At 66.1% G+C, this 14,724-nt stretch carries 14 protein-coding genes; 2 read left to right on the forward strand and 12 right to left on the reverse strand.

Annotation, left to right across the window (positions count from 1 at the left end):
- Window positions 1–159: 159 nt before the first annotated feature.
- The 9 genes from FHS82_RS07675 to ccoN form a co-directional block, all read right to left on the reverse strand.
- The gene (locus FHS82_RS07675) at window positions 160–1,314 is read right to left on the reverse strand and encodes a sugar porter family MFS transporter (protein WP_166950603.1); all 1,155 of its coding nucleotides are present in this window, start codon (window positions 1,312–1,314) and stop codon (window positions 160–162) included.
- On the reverse strand, window positions 1,311–1,484 hold the full coding sequence (gene ccoS, locus FHS82_RS07680) for a cbb3-type cytochrome oxidase assembly protein CcoS (protein ID WP_166950605.1): 174 nt from the start codon (window positions 1,482–1,484) through the stop codon (window positions 1,311–1,313). Before ccoS ends, FHS82_RS07675 begins: the two co-directional genes overlap by 4 nt.
- Entirely contained in the window at window positions 1,481–3,721 is a 2,241-nt protein-coding gene (locus FHS82_RS07685) for a heavy metal translocating P-type ATPase (protein ID WP_166950607.1), read from the reverse strand. Before FHS82_RS07685 ends, ccoS begins: the two co-directional genes overlap by 4 nt.
- A gap of 89 nt (window positions 3,722–3,810) precedes the next feature.
- On the reverse strand, window positions 3,811–4,398 hold the full coding sequence (locus FHS82_RS07690) for a FixH family protein (protein WP_166950610.1): 588 nt from the start codon (window positions 4,396–4,398) through the stop codon (window positions 3,811–3,813).
- 15 nt (window positions 4,399–4,413) lie between these two features.
- Complete coding sequence (gene ccoG / locus FHS82_RS07695) at window positions 4,414–5,895, reverse strand: cytochrome c oxidase accessory protein CcoG (protein ID WP_166950612.1); 1,482 nt, start codon at window positions 5,893–5,895, stop codon at window positions 4,414–4,416.
- 85 nt (window positions 5,896–5,980) lie between these two features.
- Window positions 5,981–6,877 (reverse strand): cytochrome-c oxidase, cbb3-type subunit III, encoded by an 897-nt coding sequence (gene ccoP / locus FHS82_RS07700; protein WP_166950615.1) that lies wholly within the window; start codon window positions 6,875–6,877, stop codon window positions 5,981–5,983.
- Between the two features lie 5 nt (window positions 6,878–6,882).
- Window positions 6,883–7,035, reverse strand: coding sequence for a cbb3-type cytochrome c oxidase subunit 3 (locus FHS82_RS07705; protein WP_166950617.1), 153 nt, complete (start codon window positions 7,033–7,035; stop codon window positions 6,883–6,885).
- A gap of 13 nt (window positions 7,036–7,048) precedes the next feature.
- Window positions 7,049–7,783, reverse strand: a complete 735-nt coding sequence (ccoO, locus tag FHS82_RS07710) for a cytochrome-c oxidase, cbb3-type subunit II (RefSeq protein WP_166950619.1) — start codon at window positions 7,781–7,783, stop codon at window positions 7,049–7,051.
- 8 nt (window positions 7,784–7,791) lie between these two features.
- Complete coding sequence (gene ccoN, locus FHS82_RS07715; RefSeq protein WP_166950621.1) at window positions 7,792–9,456, reverse strand: cytochrome-c oxidase, cbb3-type subunit I; 1,665 nt, start codon at window positions 9,454–9,456, stop codon at window positions 7,792–7,794.
- A gap of 304 nt (window positions 9,457–9,760) precedes the next feature.
- On the opposite strand from ccoN, the gene FHS82_RS07720 reads away from it, so the two are divergent.
- Window positions 9,761–10,453, forward strand: coding sequence for a CBS domain-containing protein (locus FHS82_RS07720; RefSeq protein WP_166950623.1), 693 nt, complete (start codon window positions 9,761–9,763; stop codon window positions 10,451–10,453).
- Window positions 10,454–10,621: 168 nt separating this feature from the next.
- Here the strand turns inward: FHS82_RS07720 and FHS82_RS07725 are convergent, their stop codons facing one another.
- From FHS82_RS07725 to FHS82_RS07735, 3 genes are all read right to left on the reverse strand, one after another.
- A complete protein-coding gene (locus FHS82_RS07725) occupies window positions 10,622–11,209 on the reverse strand; it encodes a response regulator transcription factor (RefSeq protein ID WP_166950625.1) in 588 nt (195 codons plus the stop codon).
- Between the two features lie 147 nt (window positions 11,210–11,356).
- Window positions 11,357–12,007 carry a response regulator FixJ gene (gene fixJ, locus FHS82_RS07730; RefSeq protein WP_166950627.1) on the reverse strand — a complete coding sequence of 217 codons (651 nt, stop codon included), beginning with the start codon at window positions 12,005–12,007 and terminating at the stop codon, window positions 11,357–11,359.
- Window positions 12,000–13,682: a sensor histidine kinase gene (locus tag FHS82_RS07735; RefSeq protein ID WP_246225181.1), complete on the reverse strand. Its 1,683-nt coding sequence runs from the start codon at window positions 13,680–13,682 to the stop codon at window positions 12,000–12,002. Before FHS82_RS07735 ends, fixJ begins: the two co-directional genes overlap by 8 nt.
- Before the next feature lie 243 nt (window positions 13,683–13,925).
- Between FHS82_RS07735 and FHS82_RS07740 the strand changes: the two genes are divergently transcribed.
- Window positions 13,926–14,699 carry a helix-turn-helix domain-containing protein gene (locus tag FHS82_RS07740; RefSeq protein WP_246225183.1) on the forward strand — a complete coding sequence of 258 codons (774 nt, stop codon included), beginning with the start codon at window positions 13,926–13,928 and terminating at the stop codon, window positions 14,697–14,699.
- The last annotated feature ends 25 nt before the right edge of the window (window positions 14,700–14,724 follow it).

Raw genomic sequence — 14,724 nt, forward strand, 5'->3', positions numbered from 1 at the left:
AGGCGATTCCGGCCGGCAGATGCGTTGCCGCGCCACGGCGCGGGCAGGGTATTCAGTTCGGACGGTAAGCGTTATCGAATTCGAATAGTAAAACAATCGCCCATGTTGCAGTGCAGCCATGCCGCGCGCAAAGGCGGATTCCATACGAATGTCATGATCTCAGGCTGGAAGCGGAATCTGCCCCGCCAACAGTGCGCCGAGCACGGCCGCCAGCAGCACCGTGCCGTCGTGCAGGGCCAGCACGAGACGGGACGGCGGGCCGTTTTCGTGCAGCCATTGCGTGGTGCCCGCGACGCAGACCGACCAGCCCGCGCCGAGCAGCGCCAGCGCCAGGGTGAACGCGGCCGCCGTTTCCGCGGCTGCGAAAACCGGCACGCCGAGTGCCAGCAGCAACAGGCCGCCCAGCGCCACCAGCGGTGGTGTCACGCCCTGCGGGAGATGCGCGGTGAAGAGCGCGGGCGCGTACATCGCCACCATATGCCAGGAGATGCCCGCGAAGATGAGGCCGGGGGAAAGGCCGCACCCGGCCATGGCGAGAGGAGCGGCGGCCATCAGCATGGTCATGACCATCCATGCCACGACGCCGGCGAAGGTCGCGCCGATCACCGTCCGCCAGTCCTGCGTGCGCGCGGCTGGCATTTCGGCCGCCTGCGCTTCCGCCATCTGTGGGGAGACGGACGGCAGGGTCAGCGCCAGCGCGAAAGCGCCGACCTGCGCAACCGCTGCCGCCAGCGCCGTGCCGACGAACAGGCGCGGTGCGGCGAGGCCTTCCGCGAAGCCGGCGAGCGAGGGTGCGATCAAGCCGACGAACGCGCCGGCGCCGAACACGGCGGCGATAGCCGCCCTGCGGTCGGCGGGGCCGGTGACGCTCGCTGCCGCGTGGCGGTAGAACAGTCCGAAACCGTTGGAGATGCCAAGCCAGAACGCGCCCAGCATCAGCGGGATGAACTGCTGGTTGAGGAGCGCCCAGGCGGACATGATACCCCCGGCGATGCCGAGGCTCGCGCCGAGCGCGAAGGCCGCGCGGCGACCGAAGGCGTCCATCAGGAAGGAGGCAGGAAAGGTGGCGACCGTCGCGCCGATCAGCATGGCCGCATAGGGCAGGGGAGCCATCCACGGCCGCGGCGCGAGAAACGCCCCGGCAAGCGGCAGCGTGCCAACCATCAGCACCTGCGACAACACCGCAAGCGCAAAGCCCGCCGCCAGCCGGTTGACATGGCGGCTCACGGCACGATCATCGATCAGCACGGAGGGCGCGCACAGGCAGGCGAGCCTGCCGGCGCGGGCCGTGAACTCGCCGATCGGCAGGCTCATCCCCGCTGGTCCGGGCGGGCGGCGGGGGGCAGGTCGTCGTCGCTCAGCACGCGCAGGCTCGCGCCTTCGAGATCGTCATACTGGCCGTTGCGCATGCACCACATGAAGCAGGCGAGCCCGCCGAGGCCGAGCGTCAGCGCAAGCGGCACAAGAATGAGCAATACGGTCATGACAAACCCTCCTGTATTGCGACGCCCGGCGGTGCCGTCACGGCGGGCTCCGCCCGTGCGTCCCTGTCCGCGCCGAGGCGGGCGCGCAATGCGTTCGCCGTCACCAGCAGCGACGAGCCGGACATCGCCACCGCCGCCACCAGCGGCGTCACCTGGCCGAGGAAGGCCAGCGGCACCGCTATCAGGTTATAAATGGCGGCGATGCCGAGGTTCTGCAACATCAGGCGCCGCGCCCGGCGGCTGACCCTCACGGCGGCGAGGACGGGGGCGAGGCGGTCGCCGAGGAAGACGCCGTCCGCCTGCGCCTGCGTGAGATCGGCCGCCGTCACCGGAGACAGCGAGACATGCGCGGCGGCAAGCGCGGGCGCGTCGTTAAGGCCGTCGCCCACCATCAGTACCTTGCGGCCTTGCGCCTTCAGCGCGGCGAGCGCCGCGATCTTGTCCTGCGGCTTCAATCCGCCCCGCCAGGCCTCGATGCCGAGCTGCCCGGCCACCGGCGCCACCGCATCGGGCCGGTCGCCGGACAGCACGATCAGCGACAGGCCCTGGCGCGCAAGCTCCCGCGCCACCCTCACCGCGTCGGCGCGCAGCGTCTGGCGGATTTCGAGCAGCGCGCGCCGGTCGCCGAGCATCACCGCGACGAGCGAGGTGTCCGCGCCGGAAGGCTGCGGGTGGTCCGTGAAGCCGCAGAAGGCCGGACTGCCGAGCCGGGTCTCCACGCCGCCCGCGACGGTGCGCACCCCTTCACCGGGATGCTCCTCCACCGCCTCGAAGGGCGCGGCGCGGCCGGCTTCCCGCGCGACAGCGGCGGACAGCGGATGCGAACTCGACAGAGCCAGCCGGCCCGCGACCGCGAGGAGGTCTGCCGGCACGTCGGGGGCATTGGCGACACGCGGATCGGGCACGGTCAGCGTGCCGGTCTTGTCGAAGACAATGGTGTCGGCCTCCGCCAGCCGCTCCAGCGCATCGCCGGAGCCGAGCAGGAGATTGGCCCGGAAAAGCGTGCCCGCGGCTACAACCTGCACGGCGGGAATGGCAAGCGCCAGCGCGCAGGGACAGGTGATGATGAGCACCGCGATGGCCGTGATCGCCGCGTCGTGGAAGGAATGGCCGGTCAGCATCCAGACGACCAGCGTGATCAGTGCCGCGCCGTGGACGATGGGCGCGTAGGCGCGGGCGGCCCGGTCCGCCAGGTGCAGGTAGCGCGAGCGGCCCTCCTGCGCGGCTTCGAGCAGCCGCTCGATGTCGTCGATCAGCGTGGCTTCGCCCGCGGCGGTGACCTCCAGCGTCAGCGTGCCGTTGCGGTTCAGGCTGCCGGCGTACACGGTGTCGCCGGAGGCGACGTCGCGCGGGTGCGTCTCGCCGGTGATGAGGCTCTCGTCGACGGCGCTCTCGCCCGAAAGCGCCCGGCCGTCCGCCGGCACGCGCTCACCCGGCAGCACCTGCACGCGCTCGCCGGGCCGCAACGCCTCCGCCGGGGTGAGGGTCAGCGTTCCATCGGCCTCGACGCGGCGGGCGGTCGCCGCCTTGAGGGCCGCGAGATTGCCGGCGACCGCGCGCGTCTTGCGGCGCATGGCCTGATCGAGCACCCGCCCGCACAGCAGGAAGAACAGCAGCGTCACGGCGGCGTCGAAATAGGCATTCTCGGCGTGGTTCATGGTCTCGACGATGGACATGCCGAGCCCCAGCATGATGCCGAGCGTGATCGGCACGTCCATGTTGAGATGCCGGCTGCGTATCGCCCGCCAGGCGCTGGAGAAGAACGGCTGCCCGGCATAGGCTGCCGCCGGCAGGGCGATCAGCGCCGAGATCCAGTGGAACATGTCGCGCGTTTCGGGCGTGATGTCGGACACGTTGCCCGCCCATACCGAAACCGACAGCAGCATGACGTTCATCGACGCGAAGCCCGCGACGGCGAGGCATTTCAGCAGGTGCTGCATGCGCTGCGCCTCAGCCTCTTCGGCCTCACGCGCGACATAGGGCTGGGCGCGGTAGCCAAGGCGGCGAAGGGCATCGAGAATGGCGGAGGGTGTGAGTCTCCGCTCGTCCCAGTTCACCGTGAGCCTGTGGCGGCTGTAGTTGACGCGCGCGCCGACAAGGCCCGGCAATTCCTGCAGCCCGTGCTCGATCTCGCCGATGCAGGCGGCGCACGTCATGCCCTCGACAGCCAGGTCGAGGCGCGCCGCGCCGTTTTCATGGCGGATGAAGCCGGTCAGGTCGAGGGCGGCGGCTGTCATGGACTCTCTCCCAGAGCGCGTTCCGATCAGAATTCGCTCAAAATAAGGAATCGAGAATCTGTCCTGTTTCAACGTAAACAGGACAGATTCTAGTTCAGCACCACGCGGCTCGACGAGCGGAACATCTGCTCGCCGTTGCGCTCGATATCGAGGTCGAGGTTCCAGTTCCCGGGCGTGACAGCGATGTCGGCCTCATAGATGCCGTTACCCCTGTCCGCGAGCGGGATCGACCGATCGCGCCGCGAATCCGTCGGGTGGGCGAGGACGAGTGTCGCTTCGAGGCCCGCGAGCGGCCGTCCCTGCGCATCCCTCACGGAGACGGAAGTCGCGCCGGTTGCGACGCAGGCATGTTGCGGCACGAGGCATCCGTGACCGCCGGCGGGCTTCAGACCGACCGTGCCCGCGCGATGCGGCAGCATGACGTCCACCTGCCAGCCGAGCGCCTTCTGCGCCTCGGCGGCTTCGCGGTCCCGGGCGAAGTTGAGGCCGGCGCGGTAGCTGCTGATCTTTTCCGCGCCGCCGTGCGTGGAGATGGCGGCCCGGATCATCACGACATTGACGGCGGCGACAGCGCCGAAGAAGCCGATCAGGCACAGCAGCACCGTGCGCCCCGTCAGGCGGCGCTCGCGCCCGCGACGGGGGCTGACGGGCGCGGGGGAGGGCATGGTGGTCGGCATGGATCTGTTCCCCTGTTAACGGCCGAAGAAGTGGTCGCGCGCGCTGGCGCCCGACGTGCCGCTCTCGTCCCTGATCCGGAACACGATATCCGCATTGTCGGGCGCCGTGCCGCGCGGCTCGTCGTGAATGGTGACGAAGGCGCGCACCTCCCGCGTCTGGTCGGGACCGATGGTGAGGGCCACACGCCCGTCCGCCGCGTCCTCATCGCCGATCGCGGAGAGCTGCGCGCCGGGCAGCGGCGTGCCGTCCGGACGCATGACGGTCAGCTCGAAAGTGCGTGCATCGCGGTTCTTGTTGATCACCCGCAGCGTGTAGGCGTTGCGGACGGAGCCGTCGGAAAGGCGCACGAACACCGGGTTGCGGTCATGCAGCACATTGATGCCGGCCGTCGAGCGCGTGAGCAGCGTATAGAGCATCGCGCCGCCGACGACGGCGATGATAGCCACATAGGCGAGGGTGCGCCAGCGGATGAGGCGGACATGCGTCGGCTTGCCCTCGGTGCGGGCGCGGACGTTGCGGTCCGTGTCGTAGGCGATCAGGCGCGTCGGCCGGCCGATCTTCTCCATCACCGCGTCGCAGGCATCGATGCACAGCCCGCACTGGATGCAACCCAGCTGGCTCCCGTGGCGGATGTCGACGCCGGTCGGGCAGACGTTGACGCATTGATAGCAATCGATGCAGTCGCCGGCGGCCTCGCCCTTGGCCCGCAGCGCTGCGTTGCGCTTCACCGAGCCACGCGGCTCGCCGCGGTCGTAACGGTAGGTGACGTTGAGCGCCTCCTCGTCGGTCAGCGCCGCCTGGATGCGCGGCCACGGACACATGTAGAGGCAGACCTGCTCCCGCATGTGGCCGGCGAGCGTGTAGGTGGTGAAGGTGAGGATGCCGATCCAGACATAGGCCATCGCCGGCGCGGTAAAGGTCGCCAGTTGCCACACGAGCGTCGGCGCGTCGGCGAAATAGAGCACCCAGGCACCGCCGGTCCACCACGCGATGATCAGCCAGAGCGTATGCTTGGCCGTGCGCCGAAGGATCGTATCCAGCGTCAGCGGCCCGTTGTCACGCTTGATGCGGTCGCGCCGGTCGCCCTCGGTCAGGCGCTCCACCGCGAGGAAGAGGTCCGTCCAGACGGTCTGCGGGCAGAGATAGCCGCACCAGACGCGCCCGGCGACGGCGTTCATCAGGAAGAGGATCAGCGCGGCGAGGATCAGCAGGCCGGTGATATAGTAGAACTCTTGCGGCCAGATCTCGACACCGAAGAAATAGAAGCGCTTGGTGACGAAGTCGATCAGCACCGCCTGGTTGGGCGCGTCGGGGCCCCTGTCCCAGCGTACGAACGGCAGCAGGTAGTATATGCCGAGGGTGACGACCAGCACGATCCACTTGATCCGCCGGAACGTGCCGTGCACCTTCTGCGGATATATCTTCTTTTGCGCCTCGAATAACAGCGGTTCGTCGCTGGAGGGCGTGGTGGTGTCGATGACGCGGGTCGTCGCCATGGCGCTTACTCGAATTTAAATCGTTACATCATGTGCCGCACGGGCATGAAGTGTTTCCGGTGGCAAGGCCCACCGGAAACCGGTGTTACTCGCCGCCGCCCAGCGTGTGGACGAAGACGGTGAGGGCCTTGATAGTCGTATCGTCGAGGCGGCCCTGCCAGGCCGGCATCACCGAGCCATGGCCGTTCCAGACGCCATCGATGATGGTTTCGCGCTCAGGACCGAACAGCCAGATGCCCGTGGTGAGATTCGGGGCGCCGAGTTCCCGGCTGCCCGTGCCGCCGGCCTGGTGGCAGGAGGCGCAGTTGTCCGCGAAGATTTTCGCACCCGTCGTCAGGTTGGCCTTGTTCTCCACCGGCAGGCCGGAAAGGGAGCGCACGTAGTCGGCAACCGCGACGATGTCCGCGCGCGGGATCATGCCGTCGCGGCCGAAGGCGGGCATGTCGCCAACTCGCGCCTCATCGTGGCCGGAGCGGATGCCGAAGCGGATCGTCTGCTCGATATCCGCGAGCGTGCCGCCCCAGAGCCAGGCGTCGTCGTTGAGGTTCGGATAGCCCTTAGCGCCGCCGCCGCCCGCGCCATGGCAGGGTGCGCAGTTGTCGCCGAACGCCGGCCTGCCGAGTGCACGTGCGAAGCTCAGCAGCTCAGGATCGGACTCGATCTGTGCCGTCGTGGAATCCTCAAGGCGGGTCATCATCGCGCTGCGCTGCTCGCGCAGATCGTTGAGCTGTTCCGCCACCTGCTCGCGCGAACTCCAGCCGAGAATGCCGGGCGTGAAGGAGGAGATGAGCGGCCACGCGGGAAAGGCGATCCAGAAGCCGATCGCCCACACGATGGTGGCGTAGAACACCCACAGCCACCAGCGCGGCAGCGGGTTGTTGAGTTCCTGAATGCCGTCCCACTCATGGCCGGTGGTGGAGACGCCCGTCAGGGAGTCGACCTGCGGGGCATGGCCGTGGTCGGTCGTGTCGGTGTGCGCCATGATCCTCAGTCCTCCCGCAACGGAATGCGCGCGGCCTCTTCAAACCCCTGCTTGCGCGAGGGGGCGAGGGCATAAACCAGAATGGCGATGAATACGCCGATGAAGTAGAGCAGGCCCCATGTCTGGGCGAACCCTGCAAGCATTTGGTAGGTGCTCATGTTCGCCTTCCCGCTACCGGATGTTGGCCTTGTTGTCGTACAGCTTGAAGTCGACCTGGGTGCCCAGGTGCTGCAGGTAGGCGATCAGGGCATCCGCCTCCGTGACGCGGCCCGGGTTGCCGTCGAAGTTGCGCGCGACAGCGTTGGGGTAGCGCGAGCGCAGGCCGTCGACGTCGGGATCGTCGAGCGTCGCCTGGATGGTGACGTCCGCCGTCGCCCGCTCGATCATCTCTTCCGTATAGGGCACACCCGCAACGCGCAGCACGCGCATGTCGTCGGAAATGCGGCTGAAGTCGAGTTCCCGCTGCTCAAGGAAGCCGTATGGCGGCATCACCGAGCCGGGTACCACTGACTTGGGATCGCGCAGATGGTCGCGGTGCCAGCCGTCCGAATACTTGCCGCCGACGCGCGCCAGATCGGGTCCGGTACGTTTGGAGCCCCACTGGAAGGGGTGATCGTACATGCTCTCCGCAGCCAGCGAGTAGTGGCCGTAGCGCTCCACCTCGTCGCGCAGCACGCGGACCTGCTGGCTGTGGCAGTTGTAGCAGCCCTCGCGGACGTAGATGTTGAAGCCCGCGAGTTCCAGCGGCGACCTCGGACGCATGCCGTCGACCGTCTCGATCGTGCTTTTCAGGTAGAACAGGGGAACCGCCTCGACGAGGCCGCCTATGGCGACCACGATGACGATGCCGAGGAGCAGAATGATCGAGTTTTTCTCGAAGATCGCGTGTTTTTGCCAAAGCGACATGGTCGTCCTCATTCAGCGGGCGTCAGCGCCGGCTTGGCGGCGGTTTCGGGAACGGTATCGGCAGCCTCGCCGTACTTAACGGTCATCCAGAGGTTGTAGGCCATGATCAGCGCGCCGATCAGGAACAGGATGCCGCCCAGTGCCCGGATCAGGTAGAAGGGGTGCATCGCCTCCACGGTCTCGATGAACGAGTATTCAAGGAAGCCGAGGCTGGTGTAGGCACGCCACATCAGGCCCTGCAGGATGCCTGCCACCCACATCGACGTGATGTAGAGCACGATGCCGATGGTGGAGATCCAGAAGTGCAGCGAGACCAGACGCAACGAATACAGCCCCTTGCGATTCCACAGCCACGGGACGAGGCAGTAGAGCGTGCCGAAGGAGATGTAGCCGACCCAGCCGAGCGCACCGGAATGCACGTGGCCCACGGTCCAGTCCGTGTAGTGCGACAGGGCGTTTACCTCGCGCACCGACATCAGCGGGCCCTCGAACGTCGCCATGCCGTAGAAGGCGATGGCCACGACCATGAGACGCAGGACCGGGTCCGTGCGCAGCTTGTCCCACGCGCCGGAGAGCGTCATCAGGCCGTTGATCATGCCGCCCCACGAAGGCATCCAGAGGATGATCGAGAACGTCATGCCGAGCGTCTGCGCCCAGTCGGGCAGGGCGGTGTAGTGCAGGTGGTGCGGACCTGCCCAGATGTAGATGAAGATCAGCGCCCAGAAGTGGATGATCGACAGCCGGTAGGAATAGACCGGACGTTCCGCGCGCTTCGGCACGAAGTAATACATGATAGCCAGGAACGGCACCGTCAGGAAGAAGCCCACGGCGTTGTGGCCATACCACCACTGGATCAGCGCGTCCTGCACGCCGCTCCACAGCACGTAGGATTTCGGCGAGAAGATCGACACCGGGATCGCCGCGTTGTTGCCGAGGTGCAGCACCGCGATGGTGATGATGAAGGCGAGATAGAACCAGTTCGCCACGTAGATATGCGGCTCCTTGCGGCGCGACAGCGTGACGAGATACACCAGCAGATATGCAACCCAGACGACGGTGAGCAGCAGGTCGGCGTACCATTCCGGCTCGGCGTATTCCTTCGACTGCGTGATGCCGAGCAGGTAGCCCGTGCCGGCGATGACGATGAACAGGTTATAACCGAGCACGACGAACCACGGCGCGATGTCGCCCGCGAGGCGGGCATGCGACGTGCGCTGCAGGACGTAGAACGACGACCCGATCAGCACGTTGCCGCCGAATGCGAAGATCACCGCGGAGGTGTGCAGCGGGCGCAGGCGGCCGAAGTTGATCCAGTGGAACAGGTTGAGTTCCGGGAACGCAAGCTGCAACGCGATGATCACGCCAACCAGAAAGCCGGCAATGCCCCAGACCACCGCCGCGACGGTGGCGAACTTGACCGGCTCGAAGTTGTAGTTCGGCCGGCCGTCGATCTCTCGCGGCGGCAATTCCGCCGGGCGGGCGTAGAATCGGTCGATGATCTTGAACACGCCCCACGCGCTTGCTGCCGCCAGCAGAAAGGCGTGGAACGAATATTCCGTCGTATGGGCCTTCGCCCCGATCAGGATGAACAGAAACGTGAACGCAGCCAAGGCGGCGGCCGTTCCGGCCTCGCCGAATGTCATACGCTTCTGGGGTGCGATCGCTTGCGCCATGGTGTCTATCCGCCACTTGTGTCGTCGCCGGGGCCTTATGTCCGGACATCAGCCTGCCCAGCTTTACAATCGTTACAGCTTTGGTCTGCGTTGCGTATCGTCTCCTTGATTAGAATCAATTTTTTTTGAAAGAGGACGCTCCGTCGCACCCTTGATGCACAAGGCATTTCGGACAGCGGCATTTTGGCGCGCACCCGCCTTTCCGGATGTGATATGGCGCAACGCGAAGACTGCGGAATATGCTATCGTCGCGCGACGACAGGCGTTTGTCGCGGCGGGCCCTGACCGGTGAGGAAATGAAGCCATGAAAGCGCGGGATATCCTGACAGCCAATGTCATCACCGTTGGAGTCGATGCGCCGCTGGCGGAGATCGCAGACCTGCTCGTCCGCAATCGCATCGGCAGCCTGCCGGTGCTCGACGCGCACGACCGGGTGGCGGGCGTCGTCTCGGAGGACGATTTCCTGCGCCGTATCGAGACCGGCACCGAGCGGCGGCGCTCGCGGCTGGCGGAGTTCTTCACGAGCGATGCCGTGCTGCAGCAGGATTACGTGCGCTCGCGCGGATTGCGGGCAGGCGACATCATGCGCACCGACCAGCCCCGGATCGGTCCCGATGCCGAACTCGCCGAGATCGCCGACGTTCTCGAACGCCACAACATTCACAGCGTCCTGGTAGTGGAGGGCGACAAGCTCGTCGGCATCGTCAGCCGCAGCGATCTGGTGCGCGCCTACGCTTCCGTGGCCGATACCCGCGCGCAGCCTACAGAGGGCGACCGCGCCATCCGTGAGGCGCTGCTGCTGGAACTCGCCAGCCAGCCGTGGGGCCGGCGGCTCGAAAACACCATCGTCGTCACCGATGGCATTGTTCACCTATGGGGACAGGCGGTCTCGCCCACGGAGCGCGCTGCGCTGCGCGTTGCCGCGGAGCGCATTCCTGGCGTCCGCACGGTGCAGGATCACACCACGCTGACCGGCCCGGCATCGTTTGTGGAATAAGACATCAGGCCGGAAAATGGACGGAGCCGCAGCGCGGCTCCGATTTTCCATGAGCGTTCGATTTTCCATGAGCGAGAGCGTCCGATTTTCCATGAGCGAATGCTTATCGGGCTGACGCTCCCATGTGCTCGGAAAGCGCTCCGGCGATAGGCTGCTTCCCGTGGCGGCTCAGTTCTTCCAGCTCGTCATAACCGCAGTGATGGCGTCGCTCAGGGCATTGTTGAGAAACGGCTTTTCCACAATCGGAATGCCCTGCGCCTGCGCCCGGTCGCGCAGGGTGGTGCTTGGATAGCTGGTAATCAGGATTGCCGGCATGGCGGAGCGGCGTTCGAGCGCCAGCGAGGCGAGCATGTCGAGTCCGCTTGCGCCGGGCATCTTTTCGTCGACCACGAGGCAGGCGTTGCTGGGCAGGTCGTGCGCTTCCAGAAACTCCGTCGGGCTGGTGTAGCAACGCACGGCGTATCCCTCGATTTCGAGCGCGAACTTGAGGGCGCCGAGCACAGCTGGATCGTCGTCGATGATGAGCACCATCTTCTTCTCGACGATCAGCCTGCTCTCCGACGGCGCGTATCCCGTGCCGTCATTTCCGGTCCGGTCGCTGTTTCCCCTCGCTCTGCCGGCGGCGCTGATGCCGGACGTCGCGTACCCTAGCCACGTCAGTAGGCCACCCCCCGCATGCGGGCGATATTTCTCCCCACCGGAGCATTTATTGAAGTTGTTCACGGCACGCCACCATGTCCAGACCGCTCCAGACATTGCATCGGTTCCAACCCGCAGCCGCGGTGCCGTCCATTCGCCGGTACCGCGCCGGCATCGATCGGCGCAACAGGAGTCTGCGTCATTTCGCCATAGTCCGCAAACGGATGCCTTGACCTGCATCAACCATCCGGCATCGCTCACAGATCAGGATGCTCCGGTCTCGCCGGCGAGATTCTGCCCGGAATCCAGCGCGTTACTGCTGACGAGCGCCATGCGGACGAGATGCGACAGGCTGGCGGCGTTCATTTTCGTCATCACATGAGCGCGATGGACCTCGACCGTGCGCGGGCTGATTCCTAGCGAGACGGCGATATGCTTGTTGGTGAGACCCTTCACCAGCCCGTCGAGCACCTCACGTTCCCGGCTGGTCAGCGTCTGCAGCCGCTCGTTGATTTCGCAGGCCTCGGCGGTCGCCCGCGGCGAGGCCCTGCTACCGTCGAGCGCGATGCGGATGGCCGCCAGCAGCGTCTCGTCATCGAACGGCTTTTCGAGGAAATCGCTGGCGCCGATCTTCATGGCGTCGACGGCGAGCGGAATATCGGCGTTGCCGGTGATGACGATCACGGGCAGGTCGATGCCCTTTTCCTTCAGGATGCGAAGCAAATCTATGCCGCTGATGCCGGGCATGCGCACGTCCGTGACGATGCAGCCGCCGAGTCCCCAGGGCCGCTGCTCCAGAAATGCCTCTGCGGAAGGATAGGTCAGGACGGTCAGGTTCATGCCTTCCAGCAGGAACGAAAGGGAATCGCGCACTGATTCGTCGTCATCGATCACATGGACGGGGCCACTACGCATGCTCCGGAGACTCCTCTTGGGCCGAGCGAAGGGTGAAGCGAAAGATAGTGCCGCCGCCGGACGCGCCGTCAGCGTTGATCTGGCCGCCGTGGGCCTCCACGATGGTGCGCGAGATCGACAGTCCCACGCCCATGCCGTTCTGTTTCGTCGTCACGAAGGGCTGGAACAGGCGCCTCGCGACATCGGGCACAAGGCCGGGTCCCGTATCTTCGACGCTCACTTCCACCATGCCGTCTTCAATCGGCTTCGTCACGACGCGGATTTCCCGCACATCGGAATCCTGCACCGCCTCCAGCGCGTTGCGCAACAGATTCACGAGCACCTGCTGTATCTGCACCTTGTCCGCCAGCACCCACATGGCGCGGGGATCGAGGTGGTAGGTGACGCGCGTTCCGTATTCGCGGGCGCCGACAAGCGCCAGCGCGCTTGCCTCCTCGATCACCTTGGTGAGGTTTTCCACACGCCGCTCGCTTTCGCCGCGCGCCACGAACTCCCGCAGGCGGCGGATGATCTGGCCGGCGCGCAGGGCCTGGTCGGACGCCTTCTCCAGCGCGTCGCGGATGCGTGTGGCGCGCGGCTCGTCATCGTTCTCCAGCAGGCGGCGCAGGCCGCGCAGATAGTTGGCGATGGCGGTCAGCGGCTGGTTCAGTTCGTGCGCCAGCGTGGAAGCCATTTCGCCCATCGCCGTCAGACGCGAGATGTGGACGAGTTCCGCCTGCAGATCCTGCAGCCGCGTCTCCGTCTTCTGCCGCTCGGTCAGGTCGCGGACGAAACCGGTGAAGAAGACATCGCCGGGCGCGGTTGTTTCGCCGACAGAAAGTTGCATCGGGAAGGTGGAGCCGTCCTTGCGCTGTCCCATGACGACGCGGCCGATGCCGATGATGCGTTTCTCGCCGGTCCGCAGGTAGCGTTCCATGTAGCGATCGTGATCCTCCCGGTAGGGAGAGGGCATCAGGATCGAGACGTTCCGGCCCATCACCTCCTCGGCGGTAAAGCCGAACAGGCGCTCCGCCGCGCGGGAGAAGGAGTGGATGCGCCCGAAACGATCGATCACGACCATGGCATCCGGCACCGTATCCAGAATCGAGCGCAGATGCGCCTCCCGGGCGAGCAGGTCCCGCGCCGCCGTGTCGGCTTCGGGCGCCTCCTGGTGTTCGTTCCGGGTGCGCAGGCGCTCGCCGTAGTACGCCATGCCGAGGCCAACCAGGGCGAAGGCGGCGGCGGCGGCTATATCGGCCTGCGCCTCGCCCGGCGCATGATCAGTGAGCGCGCCGGCGACTGCCAGCGCTACGGCGGTCGCGACCACGCCGGGACGGAAACCGCGCTCGCATGCGAACAGAACGGCGAGGAGCAGCATCGGCTGTAGCAGCAACGGTTCGTCGCCAAGCTGAAAGACGAAGCCCAGCATGCCAACGAAGGCGACCGCGAGAAGCCCTCGTCCGTAATAAAGATAAGGCACGCGCCTGCCGACGCGGGCGGGTGCCAGCGCTTGCGCCGCTCCGGAACGGATACGGAAAAGCGGGCAGGCGGAAACCCCGTCCTCCGGCGAGTTGGCAGCTTTCGCAGAAACATTGCGCTGCCGCAAGGCATCCGGGACCTGCGGCGGGTAATAATCTTTCCCGGCGCCTTGTTTCTGGGCGCCCCCGGGTTCGTTTCGGGACAGACGGTCGATCATCGTTGGTCTCTGTTTCGCTCAGGTCCGGTGATCCCGGTCGGGCGTCGTTCCGGTGCGTCTCTCGGGCGGCCGCGAACCGCCGCGCAGGCTGGCATGATTTTGCCGCAGGTCGTTGCCCGCTACCTTGCGCCGACCGCATAAAGGGTTCAACATCCGGTACTACGGGATTTCCCTTACGCAGTCGACCGGATTCCGCGTCACGCGGGACGGCGATACACAAAGGACATGACGAAGGGAGACGACATGTCCAGCATCCTGCAAACGCCCCAGACTGTCACCACCGCCGCTATCCCTCTTCCTGCCTCTCCGGTGAACCTCGCCGACGCGAGAATACGCGGGCAGTGGCGGCCTTCCGCCGAGCAGATCGCCGACTGGTCGCTCGACGCGCGGATCGTCCATATGTTCGCCGAGATCGGGACGCCGGGCACGGTCGCCCGCAATGGCGAATTGTACGCGGAAGACGACGCAGTCGACAATCTTTACAGGATCGAAAGCGGCGTCATCCGTACCTGCAAGATCCTGAACGACGGACGTCGGCAGATCGACGGCTTCTACATGGCCGGCGACATCGTCGGGCTGGAATTCGGCCGCCGGCACCTGTATTGCGCGGAAGCCGTGTCGCGCGCCACCTTTCGCGTCGTACGGATGCGCACGGTGCACGCGCAGATCGAGACCGGCGGCGACATGTCCTGCGCATTGTGGGAGATGACGGCACGTGAGCTGTACCGCTCGCAGCAGCACATCCTGCTGCTTGGCCGCCGCAGCGCGCAGGAGCGGGTGGGCTGCTTCCTGCTGGCGATGGCGAACCGGATCGTCGGCAAGGATGTGCTCGATACTGCCGGCGCGGCGTTCGATCTGCCGATGTCGCGTCAGGACATGGCCGATTATCTCGGCCTGACGATCGAGACGGTTTCACGCACGTTCACGCAACTGGAGGCCACGGGCGTGATTGCTCTCGAGTCGGCCCGGACGTTGCGCCTCTGCAACCGTTCGGTGCTCCGCGAGATGAACGGTTGAGAGCAGATCCGATCCCTTTCGGGAC

This window comes from Pseudochelatococcus lubricantis (assembly GCF_011762225.1).
GTDB classification, from domain to species: Bacteria; Pseudomonadota; Alphaproteobacteria; order Rhizobiales; family Beijerinckiaceae; genus Pseudochelatococcus; species Pseudochelatococcus lubricantis.